Origin of the sequence: Burkholderia sp. Ac-20365 (genome assembly GCF_017104715.1) — a bacterium.
Taxonomy (GTDB): Bacteria; Pseudomonadota; Gammaproteobacteria; order Burkholderiales; family Burkholderiaceae; genus Paraburkholderia.
Map to the genome: position 1 here is coordinate 122,081 of NZ_JAAGPI010000014.1, position 21,221 is coordinate 143,301.

19 protein-coding genes are annotated in these 21,221 nt (G+C 63.1%); 9 read left to right on the plus strand and 10 right to left on the minus strand.

Annotated features, from left to right (window positions below):
• Positions 1-12: 12 nt before the first annotated feature.
• Both lhpI and lhpH read right to left on the minus strand, forming a co-directional pair.
• Positions 13-930 (minus strand): bifunctional Delta(1)-pyrroline-2-carboxylate/Delta(1)-piperideine-2-carboxylate reductase, encoded by a 918-nt coding sequence (gene lhpI, locus G3O01_RS24065; RefSeq protein WP_205808481.1) that lies wholly within the window; start codon positions 928-930, stop codon positions 13-15.
• A gap of 23 nt (positions 931-953) precedes the next feature.
• A complete protein-coding gene (gene lhpH / locus G3O01_RS24070) occupies positions 954-1,961 on the minus strand; it encodes a trans-3-hydroxy-L-proline dehydratase (RefSeq protein WP_205808491.1) in 1,008 nt (335 codons plus the stop codon).
• A 187-nt stretch (positions 1,962-2,148) separates the two neighbouring features.
• Here lhpH and G3O01_RS24075 point away from each other — a divergent pair, with 187 nt between their 5' ends.
• Positions 2,149-2,886, plus strand: coding sequence for a GntR family transcriptional regulator (locus G3O01_RS24075; protein ID WP_205808493.1), 738 nt, complete (start codon positions 2,149-2,151; stop codon positions 2,884-2,886).
• Between the two features lie 782 nt (positions 2,887-3,668).
• On the opposite strand, the gene G3O01_RS24080 is transcribed toward G3O01_RS24075, so the two are convergent.
• Entirely contained in the window at positions 3,669-5,009 is a 1,341-nt protein-coding gene (locus tag G3O01_RS24080; protein WP_205808495.1) for an FAD-binding oxidoreductase, read from the minus strand.
• Between the two features lie 56 nt (positions 5,010-5,065).
• Positions 5,066-5,323: a hypothetical protein gene (locus tag G3O01_RS24085; protein ID WP_205808497.1), complete on the minus strand. Its 258-nt coding sequence runs from the start codon at positions 5,321-5,323 to the stop codon at positions 5,066-5,068.
• 134 nt (positions 5,324-5,457) lie between these two features.
• Here G3O01_RS24085 and G3O01_RS24090 point away from each other — a divergent pair, with 134 nt between their 5' ends.
• Positions 5,458-6,312 carry a helix-turn-helix domain-containing protein gene (locus G3O01_RS24090; RefSeq protein ID WP_007588675.1) on the plus strand — a complete coding sequence of 285 codons (855 nt, stop codon included), beginning with the start codon at positions 5,458-5,460 and terminating at the stop codon, positions 6,310-6,312.
• 43 nt (positions 6,313-6,355) lie between these two features.
• Here G3O01_RS24090 and G3O01_RS24095 read toward each other — a convergent pair whose 3' ends face one another.
• Together G3O01_RS24095 and G3O01_RS24100 are read right to left on the minus strand one after the other, a co-directional pair.
• Positions 6,356-8,209, minus strand: a complete 1,854-nt coding sequence (locus tag G3O01_RS24095) for an ATP-binding protein (protein WP_205808499.1) — start codon at positions 8,207-8,209, stop codon at positions 6,356-6,358.
• Positions 8,179-8,715 (minus strand): molybdopterin-dependent oxidoreductase, encoded by a 537-nt coding sequence (locus G3O01_RS24100; protein WP_205808510.1) that lies wholly within the window; start codon positions 8,713-8,715, stop codon positions 8,179-8,181. Before G3O01_RS24100 ends, G3O01_RS24095 begins: the two co-directional genes overlap by 31 nt.
• Before the next feature lie 200 nt (positions 8,716-8,915).
• Between G3O01_RS24100 and G3O01_RS24105 the strand changes: the two genes are divergently transcribed.
• Positions 8,916-9,863: a phosphoribosyltransferase gene (locus G3O01_RS24105; RefSeq protein ID WP_205808512.1), complete on the plus strand. Its 948-nt coding sequence runs from the start codon at positions 8,916-8,918 to the stop codon at positions 9,861-9,863.
• Between the two features lie 30 nt (positions 9,864-9,893).
• On the opposite strand, the gene G3O01_RS24110 is transcribed toward G3O01_RS24105, so the two are convergent.
• A complete protein-coding gene (locus tag G3O01_RS24110; protein ID WP_205808528.1) occupies positions 9,894-11,567 on the minus strand; it encodes an ATP-binding domain-containing protein in 1,674 nt (557 codons plus the stop codon).
• 181 nt (positions 11,568-11,748) lie between these two features.
• On the opposite strand from G3O01_RS24110, the gene G3O01_RS24115 reads away from it, so the two are divergent.
• The 3 genes from G3O01_RS24115 to G3O01_RS24125 are packed head-to-tail and all read left to right on the plus strand — an operon-like array spanning position 11,749 to position 13,598.
• Positions 11,749-12,375 carry a glutathione S-transferase gene (locus tag G3O01_RS24115; RefSeq protein ID WP_205808530.1) on the plus strand — a complete coding sequence of 209 codons (627 nt, stop codon included), beginning with the start codon at positions 11,749-11,751 and terminating at the stop codon, positions 12,373-12,375.
• A 4-nt stretch (positions 12,376-12,379) separates the two neighbouring features.
• Positions 12,380-13,006 carry a glutathione binding-like protein gene (locus G3O01_RS24120; RefSeq protein WP_205808531.1) on the plus strand — a complete coding sequence of 209 codons (627 nt, stop codon included), beginning with the start codon at positions 12,380-12,382 and terminating at the stop codon, positions 13,004-13,006.
• 19 nt (positions 13,007-13,025) lie between these two features.
• Positions 13,026-13,598, plus strand: coding sequence for a Fur family transcriptional regulator (locus G3O01_RS24125; RefSeq protein ID WP_205808533.1), 573 nt, complete (start codon positions 13,026-13,028; stop codon positions 13,596-13,598).
• 31 nt (positions 13,599-13,629) lie between these two features.
• Here G3O01_RS24125 and G3O01_RS24130 read toward each other — a convergent pair whose 3' ends face one another.
• Positions 13,630-14,094 carry a response regulator gene (locus tag G3O01_RS24130; RefSeq protein ID WP_205808542.1) on the minus strand — a complete coding sequence of 155 codons (465 nt, stop codon included), beginning with the start codon at positions 14,092-14,094 and terminating at the stop codon, positions 13,630-13,632.
• A 434-nt stretch (positions 14,095-14,528) separates the two neighbouring features.
• Positions 14,529-15,245, minus strand: a complete 717-nt coding sequence (locus G3O01_RS24135) for a TetR/AcrR family transcriptional regulator (RefSeq protein WP_241024227.1) — start codon at positions 15,243-15,245, stop codon at positions 14,529-14,531.
• 90 nt (positions 15,246-15,335) lie between these two features.
• On the opposite strand from G3O01_RS24135, the gene G3O01_RS24140 reads away from it, so the two are divergent.
• The 3 genes from G3O01_RS24140 to G3O01_RS24150 all read left to right on the plus strand — a co-directional run bounded on the left by G3O01_RS24140 (position 15,336) and on the right by G3O01_RS24150 (position 19,625).
• On the plus strand, positions 15,336-16,844 hold the full coding sequence (locus tag G3O01_RS24140; protein WP_205808544.1) for an MDR family MFS transporter: 1,509 nt from the start codon (positions 15,336-15,338) through the stop codon (positions 16,842-16,844).
• A gap of 502 nt (positions 16,845-17,346) precedes the next feature.
• The gene (locus G3O01_RS24145) at positions 17,347-18,393 is read left to right on the plus strand and encodes a zinc ribbon domain-containing protein (protein WP_346779221.1); all 1,047 of its coding nucleotides are present in this window, start codon (positions 17,347-17,349) and stop codon (positions 18,391-18,393) included.
• Positions 18,394-18,509: 116 nt separating this feature from the next.
• Positions 18,510-19,625 (plus strand): TAXI family TRAP transporter solute-binding subunit, encoded by a 1,116-nt coding sequence (locus G3O01_RS24150; protein ID WP_205808548.1) that lies wholly within the window; start codon positions 18,510-18,512, stop codon positions 19,623-19,625.
• Between the two features lie 97 nt (positions 19,626-19,722).
• On the opposite strand, the gene G3O01_RS24155 is transcribed toward G3O01_RS24150, so the two are convergent.
• Positions 19,723-21,216, minus strand: a complete 1,494-nt coding sequence (locus tag G3O01_RS24155; RefSeq protein ID WP_241024228.1) for an efflux transporter outer membrane subunit — start codon at positions 21,214-21,216, stop codon at positions 19,723-19,725.
• Positions 21,217-21,221 lie beyond the last annotated feature (5 nt).

Here is a 21,221-nt window from a genome sequence, read left to right on the forward strand (position 1 = left end):
TTAACTGACGGCTTAACTCGTGCCCAATGCCGCGCGCGCAACGCGCCCCGCCGCCAGATCCCACGCTGCGCAGCCGACGGTCTTGAAGACGATCGGTGTATCGAACGACGGCGCACTGACCAGCGCGTCCTTGATGCCCGTCACCGTCGACCAGTCGATATTCGCCTGGATGAAATCGCCCGCTTCATGCTTCGCGCCCGCCAGATCGTCGACAAAAAGCGCGCTGCCCGCGAGCGTGCGCGCGCCGATCTCGCACATCTGCGGCGTGAACGCGCCGACGCCGATCACGAGCCGCCCCGCGCGCGGCGCTTCGTCATAGACGGCCTGCCGGCTGGTTGTCAGTGCGATGACGGTATCGACGGAATCGGGAGTCGTTGCGTCGCTCAACGGCTGCAGGTCGCGCACCGTAGCGCGCTGCGCGTCGCAGAACGCCTGCGCGCGCGCTGTTGAGGTGCCCCGTACACGCACGCGTGCATCCGGATACAACTCGCCGATCGCCTGAAGATGGCTCGCGGCCTGCGTACCGCTGCCGATCAGCAGAATATCGCGGGGCGCACGGGGTGACAGCGTCTCGATGCCGAGCATCGTCATCGCGGCCGTGCGGCGCCCTGTGACGGTCGGACCGTCGAGAATGAACAGCGTCTTGCCCGTATCGGGATCGAAGGCCATCACCTGGCCGTGGATGGTCGGCAACGCGCGTTCGCCGTTGCGCGGGCAGACGTTGACGAGTTTGTGGATCGCGAGATCGGCGGCCGCGGCGGGCATTGACAGCATGATGCCATTGTCGTTCAGCGGCACGACGAGCCGCTCGGGGCTCGCGACGCGTCCTGCTGCGTAATCGCCGGCGGCCGTCTTGAGCGCATCGACGAGCGCGCGAAACGGGATCAGGCGGGCCGTGCCGGCGGCGTCGAAAATCGGCGTGCTGCTCATCTCGGGGTTGCTCCTTTGCGCGCTCAGCGCACCAGAAAACCGTAAGTCAGCGGATCGCGTTCATCGACGATCCAGTTCGCGAAACCACAAATATGCGCGTCGCCTTCGATCTCGGGAATCACCGCGTCGAAGTGCTCGAGCTTCGTCTCCGACAGCACGCGTCCACGAAACACCGTGCCGATGATCGATTCGTTGACCAGCGTGTCGTCCTTGCCCAACTGCCCGCGCAGATACAGTTGCGCGACGCGCCCGGCCGTGCCGGAACCTGTCGGCGAGCGGTCGACTTCGCGATCGGCGAACACACAGCAGTTGGCCTGCGTCGAACCCGCGTGACGCGGCGCGTTATCGATGATCGTGCCGTAGATGTGATTGATCTCGGGAATGTGCGGATGCTGGACCTTGAAGGCTTCGTTGGCCGCGCGCTTCACTTCGGCGCCGAACTGGATCAGCCGGTCGACCTGATCTTCGCGCACGGCGAGCCCGAACGGCTCGCCCGACGTGTAGAAGTAAAACGCGCCGCCGAACGCGATATCGCCGCGCACCGTGCCGAAGCTTTCTGTCTCGACGCTCACGTCGCGCTGCCAGATGAACGACGGCACGTTGACGAAACGCACGCTGCCCGCGTGATCGCCGTCCCATTTGACGAACGCTTCGATGAAGCCGCACGGCGCATCGATGCCCACGCGCGTCTCCGGCTCCGTGCGTTCGACCCAGCCAAGCGCGACGGCCGCCGTCGCAAGTGCGATCACGCCGTGGCCGCAGTGGTCGCTGTAGCCCTCGTTGTGGACGAAGATGATGCCGAAGTCCGCGCCTTCCGTGACGGGATCGGTCAGATAGCCGCCGTACATGTCGGCGTGGCCGCGCGGTTCGAGCATCAGCGCGCGGCGCAGATGATCGGCGTGTTCTTTCAGCCATGCGCGCCGCTCGACGATGGACTTGCCGGGAATCTTCGGCAGCCCGCTCGTGACGATCCGGAACGGTTCGCCGCCCGTATGCACTTCAACCGTGCTGATGACGCGGTTCAACTTCATGATGCGTTCGTTCCTCGCTCGGCGCGTTGCATGTCCAGCATAGTGTCTCGCTCCATTGTCTTTGTCTTATACTGGATCGAAATGTAGACCAGCTTTGGTCGACGATCAACCAGTTTCAAAATTGTCGGGTTAAACTGGTCTGAAACCGGTCCACATTACGCAGTTTCCGCCTATCGGTATGCATCCAATGGCCTCGACCTCATTCGCACTCGAACGCGCGTTTCGCCCGAAGCAGATTTACGAGCAGGTGGCGGAGCGCATGCGCGGCGACATTCGCAGCGGGCAGTTCGCGCCTGAAGCACGGTTGCCGTCGGAGCGCGATCTGGCGGCACGGTTTGGGGTCGGCAGGCCCGCCGTGCGGGAGGCGCTGGGCGCCTTGCAGAACGAAGGGCTAGTCGTCACGCGGCGCAATTCCGGGACTTATGTATGTGCGGACGCGTTGCAGCGGTTGTCGTCTGCGCCTGCGGCCGGTGAGATGTCCGGCGACGCCGATATCAGTCCTACTTCCGCGCTCGATGTGCGTCTGATTCTGGAGCCGGCGATCGCGCGGCGGGCGGCGGCGCATGCGAAGCGCGACGAGCTCGCCGAGCATTACCTGGCGCAGATGGATTCGATCACCGACGTTGCCGATCCTGTGCAGCGGACGCTATGGAACGATAGCGATCGTTTGTTTCATCGGCAGCTTGCTGTGATGACGGGTGATGCCCTGCTTGTCAAGATCGCTGATGAAGTGGCTGCGGCTATGGATCAGCCTTTGTGGAAACGGCTCAAGGATGATGGGATTCATGATCCTGGGCGGATCAGGCTTTATGTCTCGGAGCATCGGCTCATTTATGAAGCCATTGTGAATGGTGATGCTGATGTGGCTGCTTTTTATGTTGAGCAGCATATTGTTCGGGTTCGGCGGGATATTGCTCCTAAGTGAGGTTTTGTTTAGGTTTGCTGATGGGTTTTTTGTCTGCTTGCGCTTTGTGTGGTTTGCTTGGGTTTTTGCTGGCATCCGCGTTTTGTCTTGCCTGCTTCAAGCGTTGCCCCTGTGCGGGGCGGCACTTACTTTCTTTGCCGCCGCAAAGAAAGTAAGCAAAGAAAGCGGGCTAACACCGCCCGTGCTTGACCTCCGCCTGAGGGCCCCCAACGGTTCCTCCACTTCACACGGCAACTTCTCAGTCACCGCCCGTTGCCAACGCTCTAATCGAGCGCCTCACCCACTTCAATCACCCGTAGCACAGCCAGCGGCAGCGAATGGTTACGGCCGCCCAGGTGGCAAACTGTGTGTAGGTTGTAGTGCTTCACACCTCAGCGCTCTTACGACACCGATCGTGCTTTTCAGTCCGCAGTGAAGCGTGTGCGGCGCGAAAGCTTACACACAGTTTGCCGCCATAGAACGCGGGCGATTTGATCGCGCGTGAAGCGATGCGGGAGCATGAAGCGGGTGATGAGCCAGTTCAAGGCGTTGGCAACGGGTGGTGACTGAGAAGTTGCCGTGTGAAGCGGAGGACCCGTTGGGGGCCCTCAGGCGGGAACAAGAATTGGCGGTGTTCAGCGGCTTTCTTTTGCCTACTTTTCTTTGCCGCGGCAAAGAAAAGTAGGTGCCGCCCCGCACAGGGGCGACGCATGAAGCAGGCAAAACAAAACGCGGATGCCAGCGACATCAAAACCAAAACCAAACCCAAACCCAGCGTCGCAAGACAAAACAAAAAAAACCTGTCACAACATACTACGAGGCCTCTGCATACTCCCATCAAAAAAGCGTCGCAGACGAAAAGCAGAAAGATCCAGCGACGGCTGCCCATCGACAATCCACTCAGCCATAAGACGCCCAACAATCGGCCCCATGGCAAAGCCATGCCCACAAAACCCGGTAGCGACCAAAAGGCCCTGCGCCTGCGAAGGCGCATCGAGCACGGGAATCCCATCGGGCAACACATCAATCAACCCGGCCCACGACTCGACGATCCGCGCATCCTTCAGTGCAGGAAACAGCGCGCGCAACTTCCGCAATGCCCGCGGCTCGTGCGACCGGTTCGGCTGCGGATTCGGATCCCGCGGATGCAACACCCGCTCGCCCGAAGGCACAACCCCAGGCAACCGGTCCCGCAGATCCCGAACCAGCGCACCGTTCAGATGAAAACTGAACTTCTCACGCTGTGCCCACAGTTCCGGCAAGAACCACTTCAAAGCCCGGAAATGCCCAAAGGTCATATCGACATCGACCTGCATATCGTCGGCAAGATTGATCGCGCCGTTCGCACGCTGGCGTATTCCAAGCCCGTGCCCCCAGAAGGTAGAAGCCGTCACGGCAGGCAGCGGATTCGTCCGCATGCACGTGCCACGCACCGCCTGCTGCGGCAACGCAATGCCTAGCGTATCGAGCAATCGCCAGCTGCTCGCGCCCGCCGCGCAGATCACCTGACGCGTGCGGATCGTGCCGCGCTCGGTGACCACGCCCGTCACGGCACCCGCCGCCCGTTCGATGCCGATCACGCCGCAGCCTTCGAAAAAACGCGCGCCCGCTTCGACCGCACGCGCCGCGAACGCGGCTGCCGCGCGACGCGGTTCGGCCTGGCCATCGGTTGCCGTGTACAGGCCGGCTAGCGCCTTGCCGTGCATGCCCCGCACATGCTGGTCGATCTGCGCGCGATCGAGCACGCGCGTGTCCAGCCCGTACTGCTTCGCGACGTCCATCCATTGCTGGAACGATGCCCAGTCCTCGTCGTTGTCCGCGACGTACAGGCAGCCGCCTTGCCGCCATTCGAGATCGAAATCCAGCTCGCGCTCGAGCTGCTCCCAGATCCGCATGCCCGCCATCATCAGCGGCACTTCTGCCGCCTCGCGACCCTGCTGGCGCACGAAACCCCACGCGCGCGTCGATTGCTGGCCCGCGATGCGCGACTTGTCGAGCACCACCGCCTTCACGCCGCGTCGCGCAAGGTAGTACGCCGCCGCGCAGCCCATGATGCCCGCGCCCGCGATAACGACGTCGGCTTGATCGGGAAACGGCGCGTCGGCCGGGCTCAGGTTCGCGTGCAGCGGATAAGTGGTCGTCATCGGGAAAGCGGTCAAGGATGGACGCCGAGGCGTCGGCGGACACGCATCTTCTCAAGTCAGCCCGCGCGCCGCAATCCTGCCCGGAAAAGCAGCCAGCCATCCCAGAATCCGCAATTGCGCGGACGAAACCCCGAAAAAATCGGCAAACCGGACAGTTTACTGATTCCTGTCATGCTTTTCGCATACATTTCGCCGCTAAAATAGACAGGCTGCGCATCAATCGGACGGGGCTTCAGTCGCATGAGGCGGTCGAACTCATTAGAATCGGCGGGTTCGTCGAAAAAAACTCGATCGATGCGGGTATGGCGCGACACCAGGCGCGCCCGAGGTCTTGCGGTACAGTGGCTGTCCCATGCAGGCGTCACGCCCGCCCGGCGCGACGCGTGACAACGCGCTGCCGCCACGACGGTCCGTCATATACAACTATTTACACAGACACACTTCGCGCATGTCCAACGAAGCCACCTCAACCGACTCGCTCGCCGTCGCCGAACGCGTGCGCGAGTTGATGAGCCGTCACGGCATCGGCAAGCGTCAGCAAACCAGCGAGCTTTGCCGGATCCTCGATTTGAGTTTTTCTCAGGGCCACCGCAAGCTGCGCGGCAACAGCCCGTGGACGCTCTCCCAGATCAAAAAAGTCGCCGAGGTGTTCGGCGAGCCAGCCGCGCAGCTGTTCGGCGCGCAGTCGCTCGACCCCGGCATGGTCGGCGCCACCGCGCAGGAAGCGGTGTTCGCGATCGGCGGCATCGAGCTCGCCTGCACCGCGTGGATCGGCGCGCCGATCGAGGCAGGCAGCCGGCCCGAGTTCATCGCGTGGTCGAAGCTCGATCAGTGGCGCGTCGTGCGGCACGACGGCGCGCTCTATCAGAACGCGTATGAAGTCCACAAGATCGAGATCTATCCGCGCCGTGCCGAAACCGACAAGCCGTTGATCGCCGTCGTCGACGACGATCAGGCATCCGCCGACAATCTGCGCGACTACCTGGAACGCAGCGGCTTCGCGGCGATTGCGATCTACGGCCTCGCGGCGTTTGCCGAGACGCTGCAGACGCAGGTGTTCGACGGCGTGGTGATCGACTGGCTGTTCGGCCCGCAGACGTCGGCGGAGGCGATCCGCGCGGTGCGGGCGTCGGAGAATCCGGACGCGCCCATTTTCGTGCTGACGGGCGAATTGCTGACGGGCAAGGCGAGCGAATCGGAAATCAGCGATATCGTGCGCAACTACGACGTGGCGTGCTACGAGAAGCCAGCGCGCATGGCGATTCTCGTCGCCGATCTGTCCAAGCGCCTGAGCCGGGCTTAACCACGCCGCGCCGCGCGAGCGGCGCTACTCGATGGCGTTCCGGTCAGCCCGCGACGGACGCTCCGTGCCGCGCCGCCAGCGCGCGCTGCACGGCGCCGCGCAGCACTTCGTAGTGAACGGGCTTGGTCAGGCTGTCGAAAAACATCTCCCCTTCCGTGCGCGTCCCCGGCTCGGGTGCGTAAGCGCTCACGGCGATCACGGGCGTGCGCGCCGCCTCGCCTGATTTTTCCGCCTGTTCTTCATACTCGGCCATGAACGCATAGCCGTCCTTGTCCGGCATATGCAGATCGAGCAGCACCAGATCGCAACGGCGCGCGGCGAGCCACGCATGCGCGTCGTCGGCATTGGCAACGGCGGCCGCGTCGCATCCCATATGTTCGAGCATTTCGCACAGCGACTCGCGGATCAGCTGGTTATCGTCGACGATCAGCACCTGCGGGCGCCCCTCGCCATGCGCCGCCTGCGGCGCGGTGGCGACACCGGCCGGCGCGGCTACCGGCTTCACGGGAATTGTCACCTTGAAGCGCGTGCCCTTGCCCACTTCGCTATCGACACCGATCGTCCCGCCAAACAGATCGACGAGACCTTGCACGATTGCAAGGCCCATCCCCGCGCCTTCGAAACGCCGCGTGCGCGATGCATCGAGCTGCGTGAATTCCTTGAAAATCAATGGAATCTGCTTGTCCGGCACGCCCGCGCCCGTGTCCGTGACGATGATCGCCAGCGCGTCGTCGCGTTGGTCGAAATGCAGCGTGACCGTACCGCGCTCCGTGTAGCGAATCCCGTTGGTCACGAGGTTGTTGACGATCTGCCGGATGCGGTGCGGGTCGGAATCGACGAGACCGATCCGCCCGCTCGCGCTGCCCTCGAACACGAGGCCCTTCGCGCGCGCCGCCGGTTCGTGTTCGTCGAGCACCGAACCGAGCAGCTCGCGCGGATCGAAATGTTCGTAGCGCAGTTCGAGCTTGCCGGCGCCGAGGCGCGCGTAGTCGGTCAGATCCTTCATCTGCGCTTCGAGATGGCGCGCGGCCGTGTCGAGCCGCTGGATCACCTTGCGATCCGCCTCGGAGTGAAAGTTGAAGCCGAGCAGTTCGATCGACGAAACGATCGCATGCAGCGGCGTGCGCAGTTCATGGCTGATCATGCCCAGAAACGCGTCTTTCGCGAGACTCGCCTCGCGCGCGGCGCGGCTCGCCTGATGTTCGGCGTCGAGCGCGGCGTGCTGCTGCAAGATGAGATTGGTACGGCGCCGGCCGTTCATCACCAGCAAGGTGGTCGCCGCCGCCGACAGAAGCAGCAACACCAGCCCGCCCGCAAACAGCATCCGGCGTTTCGCGATGAAATCGGAATTCATCGCCTCGCGGTCCTGCAGGTCCACGTTGCGGCGGCTCAGCGCGAGATCGTTGAGTTCCTTCCAGTGGCTGCGCAGTTCTTCGACCATCTGCGACGCGAGCTTTGGGGAATCCGGCAACGCGTCGAGCGAAGGCTGCAGCCCGACCATCATCTCCGAAAGCTGCGCAATCTCCTCCTGCTGACGCTGGACCGTATCCGTCTGCGCGGCGAGCTTCTGCGTCGAGCCCGCCATCACGCGCAGCTTCGATTGCAGCACCTGGAAATGCAGCGTGAGCCGCTGATAGTCGGGATCGACGCCCGTCTGATATTGCAGCAGCTGGCTTTCAAGCCGCGCGTAGGCGATCTGAAGCTGCGCGGCGTCCCAGTAGAAGCCGTCGTAGGTGCCCGTCAGCTGCTGCGTCGCGCGGGGATTGAGCAGGTTCGAGTACAGCAGATAGCTGATCGCCGCGGTCGGCGCCGCGAGCGCGGCGATCCAGATGACGACGAGCACTACGCGGCGCAGCGGGCGCCGTCCTATTTGACGATGAGAGCCTTGATCTGCCATACGAATTTCGCGTCCGCCGACGCTCCCGCCAGTTCGCCGGGAAACGCGTCGCGCGGATAGATGAGAAACAGCGGTCCGAAGTCGCTGACCTGCAGGCGCTTGCCGTTCATGCTGTACGCGACGATCACGCCGTAGCGGCCAGTGTCCGACACGGGAACCGTATACGTATAGTCGTCCAGCGTATGGATTTCGATCTGATCGCCGTATGCGCCCACGGTCTTCAGGATATCCGCGAGCAGCGGCCCCGTGAAGGTGGACTTCGCCGTCCATGTCGTCGACGTCGAAATGCTATGCGCGGGCATCGCCAGCAACTGGGCTTCAGAAAAATGAAAAACGGTGTGATCGGCGTCGTTGGTCTTCGCGATCTTGCCTTTCACGTCGAGCGCGAGCGTGGTCGCGAGCGGCGCGGCGGTCGCGCCGAACGAGCCCAATGCCAGCGCGAAAACGGCTGCCAGCCCCGACATCAGCGCGAGCCCACGCAGCCATCCGTATTTCTTGTAGAGCACTTTCAGGTCCCTCTAGTGTGGTCTTGTTGTTAGTCGTGCCCGCATTGTGCCTGACAACGTTGTCGGACGATAACTACAGCCCCACGCGGCATGCCCCGACACAGAATCTTTACATGGCGTGCATAATATCGGCTCCATCTTAAAAAAAGCCGCTTCGCCGACGCGCGTTCACCCGGCCACCACAAAGCGCAACATCCGCCATGAAAAAGCCGGTTCTACCGTTATCCTACGAACAGCTCGACCACTGGATCGAATCGTTGCAGCCCACCCTGCTCGAAGAGCGATTCGCTGCAGCCGTCGGCATTTTACGAGGCGGCGCACCGCTCGCGCTGATGGCTTCGCATGCGATCGGCGTGCCTGTCGCGTTTCTCAGCTACGACCGCCGCGCGCGCCACGTGACGTGGGATTCGGCCCAGCCGCTGCCGTCGCCCGGTTCGAAAGTGCTGCTGTGCGAGGACATCGCGGGACGCGGCTTCACGCTGGTCGACTGCATTGCGTTTCTCGAGCAGCACGGGCTGATCGTCAAGACGCTGACGGGCGCGTTCGATGAAATCAGCCGCATCCGCCCGGACTACGCGAACGATGCATCGGGTTTCTTCGCGCTGTTTCCGTGGGAGAGGCAGGCTTACACGGACGACTATCGCGAGGACTGGCTGAACGTCGAGTCCGGTTCCGCCGACAAAATGGCGGACGACCACGAGTACGCGACGTACGCGATCGATCTCGACGGCATTCTGCTGCCCGACGTGCCGCTGTCACGGTATGACGAAGATCTCGCCGCCGCTTTGAATGAACGCGACGCGCTGCTGCCATACGAAGTGCTGCCCGATGTCGATCTGCAAAACGTGCGCGCCGTTATCACGGGCCGCCCGCAAGCGGATCTCGCGCGCACCCGCGCCTGGCTCGAACGCCACGGTTTCGGTCATCTGGAACTGGTGATGCGCACGCCCGACACGCACGACGAAACGCCCGAAGGCGCGGCCGCGCACAAGGCGGCTGCCGCGCTGCGCTGCGGCGTCACACATTTCATCGAAAGCGACCCGGTGCAGGCGCTCTATATCGCGAAGATCGCGCCGCTGCTGCGCGTGATCTGGTGGGACGCGCTCAAGCACAAGGGCACGCTGATCAGCGCGGCGGCCTGGGGCTGAGTTTCGCCCACGCGCCTGACCGATGGCGCGTCAGGCCACCTGCTCCTTCGCTTCTCCGAGTTGCAGATGCCGCGCCGCGCGCTGCGATGCGACGACGATCAGCTTCATGGTCGCGCGCGTCGCACCGACGAACAGCTTGCGCGCATTGCGCTCGTCGAACTCGTCGAAATCCACTTCGCTCAGGATCACGCACGGCGCCGACTGCCCTTTGAAGCGGTAAATCGAGTCGAGCAGCACGTCGCCTTCCCGATACGCGGGATTGCCGAACAGATCGTATTTGCCCGTGAAGCTGCGCAGCCGGTGCGGGCCGAGATGATCGAGCGGCCACAGCACGGAACCCTCGCGTCCACGGAACGACAGCACCGCGATGTCCTGCTTGCGAAATCCGAGTGCCAGCGCCTGGGTGATCGCGCGCTTGGTGGCGTCGATGCAGCTGTCGGGCGTCTGGGTTTCGTCGTAGGTGGACAGCGAGATGTCCGAGCCGTCGAACGGGCCGCCCGCCGAGAGGCCCGCCGCCAGCGGCACCGTGGCGCCGACCACGTTGCGCAGATAGTCGAGGATGTCGCGCGGACTGCGGTAATTGGTCGATTCGCGCAGCACCGTCCAGCCTGGCAGCGCCACCGGTTCGCGCATGTACAGGTTCTGCAGCGGGTCTTCGAGCCACCACCACGCGCCGCCCGGCTTCAGCAGCCGTTCGAGCGCAGGCACCCACGGCTGCTGGAAGTCCTGGCCTTCGTCGACGATCAGCACGTCGTATTGCCAGCGCGCGTCGATCGGTGTGTCGGCAAAGGCGTTTTCGAGGCGTTCGAACACGTCGCTGGTCTGGAAATCCGGCGCGCGACCGCTTTCACGCACGATCCAGTCGCATAGCTGGTGATAGTTCGCCACCTTCGCTTCGGGCGGAGCGACGCGCGCGATGTGATCGGCAAGCGGCCGGTTGAAGCACACGTACAGCGGACGCTGGCCGCGCGCGACGGCGTCCTTCATCACCTGCACCGCGAGCTGTGTCTTCCCCGAACCCGCCGTGCCGATCACGCGCAGCCGGAACGGCGCGAATTCGAGCCGCCGCGCCCAGGTCGCGAGCCCGCCTGCAAGGCGCGTGACGAGCGTGCCCGCCTGGCCGACGAGCGCGCTCGTGTCGGGTGTGAGCGCGAGTTCGTCGGCGAGAAAGTGATGGATTTTCGGCGCGCAGGCGAGCTTCGTTTCATCGGCGGGCAGGGCCTCGCGGATGACGCTGACGAGCTTGTCCTTGCGCGTCGCGTCGACGATACGTGCCGGATTGACGCCCGCGATCGCCGCGTCCCTGACGATGTGATCCGGGCAATACAGCAGCTCTTCGATGAAATACGTGCCCGCGCCGAACGCGGCCGTAAAGCGGCGGTGCAGCCCTTCGATCGTGCGCGCCAGCGCGATTGCCACATTGCGCTCGGTCTGCATGTAGACCTTGACGAGGCCTTTCGGCGTCTCGCGCAGAAAGCCCGTTTTCTGCTCGACGATCATCACACGCCCCGCCGGACTGACGATCACGAAGTCCGCTTCGCCGAACACGGAAAAGCCTTCATGCAGCCGCGTCCAGTGCACGCCGTGATAGACCGTGTAGTCGCGCGGCAGCGCTTCTTCGAGCAGCGCCAGGGTTTCGCGCTCGCGCGAGGCGGCGCCCGTCGTGGCGAGGCTCTTCCAGTCGTCGGGGACAATGCGGGCCATGCGCGCCTCGTCAAAATGGGGTGCGCCCATTGTACGCAACGCGTGTAGGGGCATTGGCCGCTGCGGGAAAGAAAAGCCCGCTTCGTGTATGGTTTAGGGTTCCATGCCGGCTTTGACGCCGGGCTGAACGCCGCGCCAGGCGCGGCTTGCCAACCTGAAGAAGACGAAAGAGGATTACCGGATGATTACAATCTGGGGACGCGCCAACTCGGTCAATGTGCAGAAAATCCTGTGGGTGTGCGACGAGCTGGTCTTGCCCTACGAGCGCATCGACGCCGGCCTGCAGTTCGGCCGCAACGACGAGCCCGAGTACCTCGCGATGAACCCGACAGGCAAGGTGCCGACGCTCGTCGACGGCGACTATGTGCTGTGGGAATCGAACTCGATCATCCGCTATCTGGCGATGCAGTACGGTGCGTCCAGCCTGCTGTATCCCGACGACCCGAAGGCGCGCGCGAGCATCGACCGCTGGCTCGACTGGGCACTGTCCACGCTGCAGCCTGCCGAGCGCCCGGTGTTCTGGACCATCATCCGCACGCCGGAAGCCGGGCGCGACACCGTCAAGCTCGCCGCCGACATCGACAACGTCGCGAAACTCTGGAAACTGCTCGACGCGCAATTGCAAGGACGCTTCTTTATTGAAGGCGAGAAATTCACGCTCGCGGACATCGTGCTGGGCGCGTATGCGAAGCGCTGGTTCGGGCTGCCGGGCGTCGAGCGTCCGTCGCTGCCGAATCTCGAACGCTGGTATACGCGGCTTGCCACCCGCTCCGGCTTCAAGCAATACGTCGACTTCGATCTGACCTGAACCTATGACCATCTCGCTTTATGCCTGGGGCACGCCGAACGGCCGCAAGATCAGCGTCGCCCTCGAAGAAATGGAACTGCCCTATAAGGTCACGCCGATCAACATCGGCAAGGACGAGCAGTTCGATCCCGACTTTCTCGCGATCAGCCCGAACAACAAGATTCCAGCGATCGTCGATCCCGGCGGGCCGGACGGCAAACCGATCAGCGTGTTCGAATCGGGCGCGATCCTGCTGTATCTGGGCGAAAAAACGGGCAAGTTCCTGCCCGCAAGTCTGCGCGACCGCGTGCCCGTTCTCGAATGGCTGATGTGGCAGATGGGCGGTTTCGGCCCGATGCCGGGCCAGGTGCATCATTTTGCGGCGCTCGCGTCGGAAGACGACAAGCGCTATGGCCTCAAGCGCTTTTCCACCGAAACGCGACGGCTGTACAAAGTGCTCGACACGCGCCTCGCGAAGGCGGAATACGTCGCGGGCGACCTGTCGATCGCCGATTTCGCGATTCTCGGCTGGGCGTGGCGGCATGAGCGCCACAAGGTCGATCTGGCCGACTTTCCGAACGTGAAGCGCTGGTACGACGCGCTGTTCGAGCGCCCGGGCGTGAAGCGCGGATTCGACGTGAAGCTCGATTGACGCACCGTATAATCAGCGGATGAAAAACGCCAAGCCAATCGCTGCCGATACGGCGCATCACGTGCACGCCACGGGTCATGTCCATTCGCATGAGGGGCATGAAGCGCATGATGCGCACGACCACGCGCACGCCACGCCTGCATCGGCGGAAGCGGCGCTCGCGCTGGCCGAAGAATACTGCCGCGAGCGCGGCGAGAAGCTCACGCCGATCCGCCGCAAGGTGCTGGAACTGCTGCTCACATCGGGCCGCGCGACCAAGGCGTATTCACTGCTCGACGACATGCGTCAGATTCACCCCGGCTCCGCGCCGCCCACCGTGTATCGCGCGCTGGATTTTCTGCTGTCCGCCGGGCTCGTGCATAAGATCGAGTCGATCAACGCGTTCGCCGTCTGCCACGACCTCACGCAATGCCAGCACGGCATTCTCGTGGTGTGCCAGCAATGCGGCAACGTCACCGAACTGCACCAGCCGGCGCTGCGTGAAGCACTGGTCGCGCAAATCGAAAACGCGGGATACCGGCTCGCCGGCGATGGAATCGAGCTGAAAGGGCTATGTTCAGCATGCCAGGCAGCGCAAGCTGCCGGCAGCTGATCAGCCCACGAAAAGCGCCGCGGTTCGAGCGTCAGGTCAAACCGGCGGCGCGCGCGCCTATCGCGTCATGCAATAGCGTCACCAGCGCCTCAGGCGGCGCCGGTTTCGTCATGAAATGCTGGAATCCTTCGCCGATGCTGCGCAGCCGGTAGGCTTCATCGGTATGGCCCGTCAGGGCCACTGCGACCGAAGGGGAATGATCGCCGCGAATCTCGTGATCCCGCACGCGCTGAATCAGATAGAAGCCATCCATTGCGGGCAGGTCCAGATCGCAGACGACCGCATCGGGCAACGCCCGCACAGCCGCTTCGACACCCTCTTCCGCATCCGCCACGGCAATGACGTTGGCGCCTTCCGATTCGAGCAGAATTTTCAACGATTCCCTGTTCTGCGGGTCGTCTTCGACGAGCACGATCGTAGCCTGATCGAGCCTCAATACTCCGTTCATCTTGATGTTATTGCTTGAAAAACTGGTTATGCACTCTGACGTGGCCATGATGTAACGCTTCGCATTGTGTACCGCGCCAGCGCCGGCAGCGGAAAACAGTTCAACGTTTCTACTCTCGTATGGACGTTCTTACCAACGAATGCCGGACGCGCTGTTCGCCCGGCAGTCTCCTCTGTTTCGCGAATTCGCCTCTGCGCGCGGATCGCATCGCGCATATCGTTCATTCGGACTCGATTTTACCGAACGAGTTGCACACGACCGTGCGCTTGTCCGCTCCGGCATACAGGTTGACGGCAAACTGCACCGCGCCATGTTGACGATTGCGCAAGGCGCTTGCGTGAACGGCCGAAGGCAGACTTGCGAAACGCATAGCATGAAGCACGTAGCGTGCCGCATCGGTTCAGGGAGTTGCGCGACGGCAGTATGCGTCGGTTAACTTTGGCTGCGCTTCTGTTATTCCCGTTCCGTTTGCGATTCGCACGTCACGACGCAGCAGGCCGCGCGACGCCGTGCGTCAACAGCGCAACTGCATGGCGCGCGATATCGTCGGCTGTCAGCTTGCGGCGCGCGGGGTCGTTGCGCCACATCGCGGACGTGGCGAGCGGCAGGATGGCGAGACCGATCACCGACAGAAACACCAGCGACGGCTCCAGCGCCGGGTTCAGCTTGCCTTCCTTCTGCCATTTCTCGATGTACGCGATGCCGTTCTTCTGGTTGGTATCGCCGAAACGCTCATGCATGCGCTGCTTGAGCAAGCCGCCCTCGCTGATCACCTCGCGGATCCACAGCGACGGAAACCACGGATAGTCACCCGCCACTTCGACCAACCGCTGAGCGAGCAAGGTGATGGCTGCGATGGGGTCTTCCGGATTCGCCTGAAAAGCGCCGCTGAGCCTGGCGCGCAGCGGCACGAAGCGCTCGTCGATCAGCACGTCGAGCAGTTGATCGCGGGTCTTGAAGTAGTAATGCATCATGGCCGGCGTGAACCCTGCCTCACGCGCGACCTGTCCCAGCGTCGTATCGACGATTCCCTGCCGCGCGAACAGCGCAAGCGCTGCATCCAGCAGACGGGCGCGCTGCTCCGGCCCACGGCCGCTGCCTGTGGGACGTCCCGGCCGGCGCGCCGCGGGCGCTGCGGGCACCTCTGGCGCGTGCCCAATCTGATCCGAACCCAATACCGCTGACGCTTTCCTTGCCATGACAGTGAATTTGACGAACGCTGGAATAAGGCATATATTAATCTGCATGTTAATTAATTTCAAGGCAGCCTGATAGCCATGGAAGCCCAGATGGATAGCCAGACTCTTCCTTCCGACGCGGCGCCCGCTAACGCTGACCGCCCGTCCCTGCGCGTGCTGTTTCCCGCGCTGCTGCTGGTGATGCTGCTCGCGGCGCTCGACCAGACCATCGTGTCGACCGCGCTGCCGACCATCGTCGGCGAACTCGGCGGGCTGGACAGCCTGTCGTGGGTCGTTACCGCGTATCTGCTGACCTCGACCATCGTCGTGCCGCTTTACGGCAAGTTCGGTGACCTGTTCGGCCGCAAGATCGTGTTGCAGACGGCGATCGTGCTGTTTCTGATCGGCTCGGCGCTATGCGGCGTCGCGCAGAACATGACGCAGCTGATCCTGTTGCGCGCGCTGCAAGGACTGGGCGGCGGCGGGCTTCTCGTCATCACGATGGCCGCGATCGGCGACGTGATTCCGCCTGCGGAACGCGGCCGTTATCAGGGCGTGTTCGGCGGCGTGTTCGGTCTGGCGACGGTGATCGGTCCGATGATGGGCGGCTTTCTCGTCGACCATCTGTCGTGGCGCTGGATTTTCTATATCAACGTGCCGCTCGGCATCGTTGCGCTGCTCGTGATCGGCGCCGTGTTCAAGCCGCGCGTCGCGCATGTGAAGCACACCATCGACTACATGGGCGCAGCCTTTCTCGCGGGCGCCCTCACCTGCCTGATCCTGTTCACGAGCCAGGGCGGCACGGTATTGCCGTGGACCTCGATGCAACTCTGGTGCACGCTGCTGCTCGCGTTCATCTGTATCGCAGGATTCATCTATGAAGAGCGTCTCGCCGTCGAGCCGATCATGCCGCTCGAACTCTTTCGCGACCGCACGTTTTTGCTGTCGAGCGCGATCGGTTTTATTGTTGGCGTGTCGCTGTTCGGTTCGGTGACGTTCCTGCCGATGTATCTGCAGGTCGTGAAGAATTCGACGCCATCGGAAGCCGGCATGCAGATGCTGCCGATGATGGGCGGCGTGCTGCTGATGTCGATCATCACGGGCCGCATCATCAGCCGTATCGGCAAGTACCGGATGTTCCCGATCATGGGCACGTTCCTCGTCGGCGTCGCGATGGTGCTGCTGACCACGCTGAAGCTCACGACACCCGTTCATGTGATGTATGCCTACATGGCCATACTCGGTTGCGGGCTCGGCATGGTGATGCAGGTTCTGATTCTCGCCGTGCAGAATGCCGTGCCGTTCAAGCATCTCGGCACGGCGACCTCGGGCGCGACATTGTTTCGTTCGATTGGCGGCTCGGTCGGTGTCGCGGCATTCGGTGCAATCTTTTCGAATGGCCTTGCATCGCGTCTGCAAGCACTGATTCCGCCCGACACCGAATTGCCGCACGCACTCGGTCCGGCTGCGATTCATCATCTGCCGGCCGCATTGCGCGACGACTATCTGCAGGCATTCGCGAGCGCGTTGCATTCGGTGTATATCGTCGCGGCGTGCGTGGTGGTACTCGCGTTCGCACTTGCGTGGCTACTCCGGGATCACCCGCTGCGCAAGCAGTGAAGCACTGGCGAAAAACGACAAACGCTAGCAAACGGAAACACATCACGCACAAAAGCCGTGCGAACCTGTTCGTCAAGCTCTGCAGTTTTCACATATAAAAGGCCGGCGCGTTTTGCGCCGGCCTTTTTCCTTGATCTGAACGATGTGTTTCCTATGATTAATCGCAGAGATGCAGCGTTGTATTCGCGTCTATGCAAAAACCCTGACGCACCCTCGTTTTCCCCCTGAAAACACGAGGCGAAGTGTGCGATAGGTAACAACGTCGATTGACGCGCCGGGCGAAAGAAACCATATTGGCACACACAGCGGCCCCGTAACGAAAGGACTGGGCCGGCCGCTACCCAGCGCATGTGGATCGCGAGTTCCGCTAACTGCGAGTTTGCTTCAACTTCGATCCTGAGCATGCCGAAATGGCATCGCCTACAACTGGTTGGGGTTAAGCATGTCTGCTGAAACATCACCTGCCCAGGGTTTCCCAACGCCGTGCACACGTTGCGGCGGCGTGTTGTACCAACATGTCGATTTCTGCCCGTACTGCGGCGCCGATCATCCTCTCGAGCGCACACCGCCCAGACGCGCGGGCACGCAGTTGAGAGCCGTCGACACGCAAGCGCCCGCTCCCGCTGGAATCCCCACAAACGAACCCGCTGCTGTCGCCGCGCTCGCCGCGCACGACCTTCCTGTTCCGCCGCTCGACGGGCCGCAGCCGTTCTGGCAAACAGCGGGACACTGGCTCATCACGAAGGGCGTCGTGTTGCTGCTCTTCATTCTTGCGCTCGGCTACGCGGGCTATCTGCTGCTCGGCGACAACCACCGGCAGGACACCGGCGCCGATGAAGCGACCAACAGCGCGAGTTCGTCGGGCGGATCGATTTCGCCTTATTCGCCGCCTCAAAATACGCGCAACGCGCCGACGTCCACCGTGACCAACGTACCCGCCGCGAAGACGCCGCCTGCGCCCAATGCACCCATTGCGCCGCCGAGTCCGCGCACGGCGCCGCACTACAAGAATGTGCCCGATGCATTGCGTGCGGCGCGCGACGCACTCGCGCACAGCAATCTGACGGATGCGAAGTCCGCGCTGTCCGACGCACTGTCCGTCGAGGCCAGCAATAAGGAAGCGCTGCAGATGCAAAACGATCTGCAGGATCGCGAGAACAAACGCGACGTCGCGCTTGGCGTTGCGAACACCTGTGCGAAAGACAAGCTCTGGGGTTGCGTGCGCGATCGCGCCGCGCAGGCACTCGCGCTCGACACCAGCAGCGTCGATGCACAGGCGCTGCTCGAACGCGTCATTCTGACGACTGGCTGGAAACCCTTAACAGGCGCAGCCGCGCCGCGCAACGCTACACCGCAAGCAGGCACCGGCGGCAACGCAAACACAATCGCACCCGCGAACAACACGGCCACGGCGAACACCGCCCCCGCGGCTGCGGCGGCGACCCCGCCCGCTGGCAGCGCAGCGAGCGCCGTCGGCAGCATCGACGCGCAGATGCGCGCAATCCGCGAATCTGGATGGAAGCAGGCACCGTCAACGAAAAAACCGTAGAGCACGTCACGCAATCGAGAAAACGAAGCTACTGAACGTATTGCAAGCCTGATGTAACGGAACATGCGCGTCAGCCGTTGGCGCATGCTGTTCAACACACCTAAGGTAGATAGACCATGCTCAAAACAATACTGACGGGATTGACGGCACTGGTGGGCATAGTGATCACGTCGCTGGCGATGGCTGCCGGAGGCACCGCGACAGGCGCGCACTACAAGATCGTCACGGGTCAGGAACGCGGCACCTACATACAGATCGGCGCGGATCTCGCGAAGTATGTCGCGCAGCCCGCGGGCATCGACCTCGAGGTAATGCCGTCCAAAGGCTCGGCGGAGAATGTGCAGCGCATGCGCTTCGAACCGGGCGTCAAGCTCGCGCTGGTGCAATCCGATGTGTACCAGGCGTATATCGACATGGCGAATTCCGGCAACGCAGACGCGGGCACCACGATCCGTCCCTTGCGCCTCATCATGCCGCTCTATAACGAGGAGATCTATTTCGTCGTGCGCAACGACTCGCCAATGACGACGATCAATCAGATCAAGGACAAGGTGATCAGCATCGGCCCGATCGGCAGCGGTACGGCGCAATCGGCGACCACGCTTTACCACCTGATGTTCAATCAGCCGATTCCCGAGCAGAACGTTCAGAGTCTGTCGAATGAAGATGCGATTGCCGCGCTCGTCGTGAAGAAGATCGATGTGGCCGTGATCGTCGCAGGGCAACCGGCCAAGCTCTTCACGGACATGAATCCCGATCTGCTCGCGCAGATCCGCATCTTGCGCGTCGATCCCGGTGCACCTGAAACGGCGCGCGCAAAAGAAACCTATTTTCCCGCGACGATCCGCCAGAGCAGCTATCCGAACTGGCTGAAGGACGACGTGCCGACACTGACCGTGAAGGCGTTTCTCGTCACGTACGACTATGGTCTGCGCGACACGGTGAGCAACCTGAACCGCTTCGCCGATTCATTGTGCGAGAACTTCGATACGCTGCAGGAAAAAGGCCACCCGAAGTGGAAACAGGTGAAGCTCGAACTGCCGCCGCTCACGAAAGGCTGGCAATACTATCCGCCGATCGAACGGCACTTGCGCTCCTGCATCGCGCGTCGCGCGTCGATGCCGGCAGGCGGCACGACGGCAGCAGCGTCGCAACAGCAGCAGGCTGCGCCGAAAGTGAACAAACGTCCGTGCTCCGATCAGGAACGTCTGCTGTTGTTGTGCGGCAAGTGACCACGCATTGATGCGGGCATCATAAGAAAACGCCACGTCGGAAAACGCCACGGCGCGTCATGTGCCGTGGCGTTTTGTCATTTATGCGCCTGCCCGCTCAAGGCATAGCAGCGATGCCTTCCCAGCCCAGACCCAGACTCTTCTGCAACGCGACGTAGTCCTTGATCAGTTGCGCGTCGCTCTGCACGCGATTCTGCTCGGCCGTATAGCGCGTGCGCTCGGCGTCGATCCAGTCGAGCGCCGTCGCCGTGCCCGCGCGGTAACGCTGCTCGGTCAAGGTCGCCGCACGCGTCGCGGAGTCTTCCACCGTGCGCAGGCTCACGACGTTCTCGCGTTCGTGCCCATAGCGAGACAACGCGACATCGGCATCGCGCAGCGCGCCGAGCACGGTGCTCTCGTACTTCGCCTGCGCTTCGTCGAACGACGCGCGCGCCTGATCGACCTTCGCCTTCGTGCGACCGAAGTCGAACGCGTTCCATTGCAGGTACGGCACACCGAGCCACGTGAGGTTGTCCTTGCGCACCAGATGGCCCGGGTCCGCTGCGCTATAGCTCAAGCTGCCGAACAGCGTGACTTTCGGAAACCAGTCCGCTTCGCGCTCGCCGATCTGCGCGCTCTGCGAGGCGAGCCGCCGCTCAGCGGCGCGCACATCGGGACGCCGCCGCAGCAACGTCGCCGGATCGCCGACCGCAATCGTCTGCGGCAGCGCGGGCAATGGCGCGGGCTGGTTCAGCGTGGCGTCGAGCGCGCCCGGTTCGCGGCCCGTCAGCAACGCGAGTTCGTCGAGCGATTCAGCGATCTGCGCATCGAGCGGAATGAGCGCATTGCGCGTGTTCTCGACCTGCGTGCGCACGCGCTCGACATCGACCAGCGATGCCACGCCACGGTCGCGCCGCTGCTCGGTCAGCGACAGCACCGTCGCTTCGAGATCCGCGGATTTGCGCACGATCGCGATGCGCTGCTGCTGATCGCGCAAACCGACATACGCACTGCCGATTTCCGCGGCGAGCTGCACGTGCGCGTCGGCGAGATCTGCTTCCGATGCATCCGCGTCCGCCGATGCCGCCTGAACCGCGCGACGCGTGCCGCCGAACAGATCGAGTTCCCAGCTTGCGTCGAAGCCCGCCAGATACACGCCGAGCGGACCGCGCCCACCCGACGAACTGCCGCCCGTCAGCGAAGACAGATCGGGCTCGCGCATCCGCAGATAAGCCGCGCTCGCGCCGACTTTCGGCAACGCGTTGCTCTTCTGCTGCGAGAGCCCCGCACGCGCCTCGCGCACGCGCGCCTGCGCCGCGCGCAGATCGGGACTGTTGTCGATGCCCGCCTGGATCAGCGCGGTCAGTTGCGGATCGTCGAGCGCGACCCACCATGCGGCGACGCCCGGCGCCGTCGCTACGACGCCATCCGGCGCGCGCTTGAAGCTGCCCGATTTGAGCGTGGACGGCGCGCCCTTGTAATCGGGGCCGACCGTGCAGCCCGCGAGCAATACGGTCAGCGCTACCGCGACGGTGGAAAGCACCGGCGCAACGTGCGAAACGCGACGCGCGGCTATCACGCCGCGTCGAGCGGCAAAATCAAATGGCTTCATCACAG

What these genes read in the sequence shown, in the direction of transcription:
- lhpI (WP_205808481.1), bottom strand. Translation starts at nt 930, where the DNA reads ATGAGCAGCACGCCGATTTTCGACGCCGCCGGCACGGCCCGCCTGATC.
- lhpH (WP_205808491.1), bottom strand. Translation starts at nt 1,961, where the DNA reads ATGAAGTTGAACCGCGTCATCAGCACGGTTGAAGTGCATACGGGCGGC.
- G3O01_RS24075 (WP_205808493.1), top strand. Translation starts at nt 2,149, where the DNA reads ATGGCCTCGACCTCATTCGCACTCGAACGCGCGTTTCGCCCGAAGCAG.
- G3O01_RS24080 (WP_205808495.1), bottom strand. Translation starts at nt 5,009, where the DNA reads ATGACGACCACTTATCCGCTGCACGCGAACCTGAGCCCGGCCGACGCG.
- G3O01_RS24090 (WP_007588675.1), top strand. Translation starts at nt 5,458, where the DNA reads ATGTCCAACGAAGCCACCTCAACCGACTCGCTCGCCGTCGCCGAACGC.
- G3O01_RS24095 (WP_205808499.1), bottom strand. Translation starts at nt 8,209, where the DNA reads ATGGCAGATCAAGGCTCTCATCGTCAAATAGGACGGCGCCCGCTGCGC.
- G3O01_RS24105 (WP_205808512.1), top strand. Translation starts at nt 8,916, where the DNA reads ATGAAAAAGCCGGTTCTACCGTTATCCTACGAACAGCTCGACCACTGG.
- G3O01_RS24110 (WP_205808528.1), bottom strand. Translation starts at nt 11,567, where the DNA reads ATGGCCCGCATTGTCCCCGACGACTGGAAGAGCCTCGCCACGACGGGC.
- G3O01_RS24115 (WP_205808530.1), top strand. Translation starts at nt 11,749, where the DNA reads ATGATTACAATCTGGGGACGCGCCAACTCGGTCAATGTGCAGAAAATC.
- G3O01_RS24120 (WP_205808531.1), top strand. Translation starts at nt 12,380, where the DNA reads ATGACCATCTCGCTTTATGCCTGGGGCACGCCGAACGGCCGCAAGATC.
- G3O01_RS24125 (WP_205808533.1), top strand. Translation starts at nt 13,026, where the DNA reads ATGAAAAACGCCAAGCCAATCGCTGCCGATACGGCGCATCACGTGCAC.
- G3O01_RS24130 (WP_205808542.1), bottom strand. Translation starts at nt 14,094, where the DNA reads ATGGCCACGTCAGAGTGCATAACCAGTTTTTCAAGCAATAACATCAAG.
- G3O01_RS24135 (WP_241024227.1), bottom strand. Translation starts at nt 15,245, where the DNA reads ATGGCAAGGAAAGCGTCAGCGGTATTGGGTTCGGATCAGATTGGGCAC.
- G3O01_RS24140 (WP_205808544.1), top strand. Translation starts at nt 15,336, where the DNA reads ATGGATAGCCAGACTCTTCCTTCCGACGCGGCGCCCGCTAACGCTGAC.
- G3O01_RS24150 (WP_205808548.1), top strand. Translation starts at nt 18,510, where the DNA reads ATGCTCAAAACAATACTGACGGGATTGACGGCACTGGTGGGCATAGTG.
- G3O01_RS24155 (WP_241024228.1), bottom strand. Translation starts at nt 21,216, where the DNA reads ATGAAGCCATTTGATTTTGCCGCTCGACGCGGCGTGATAGCCGCGCGT.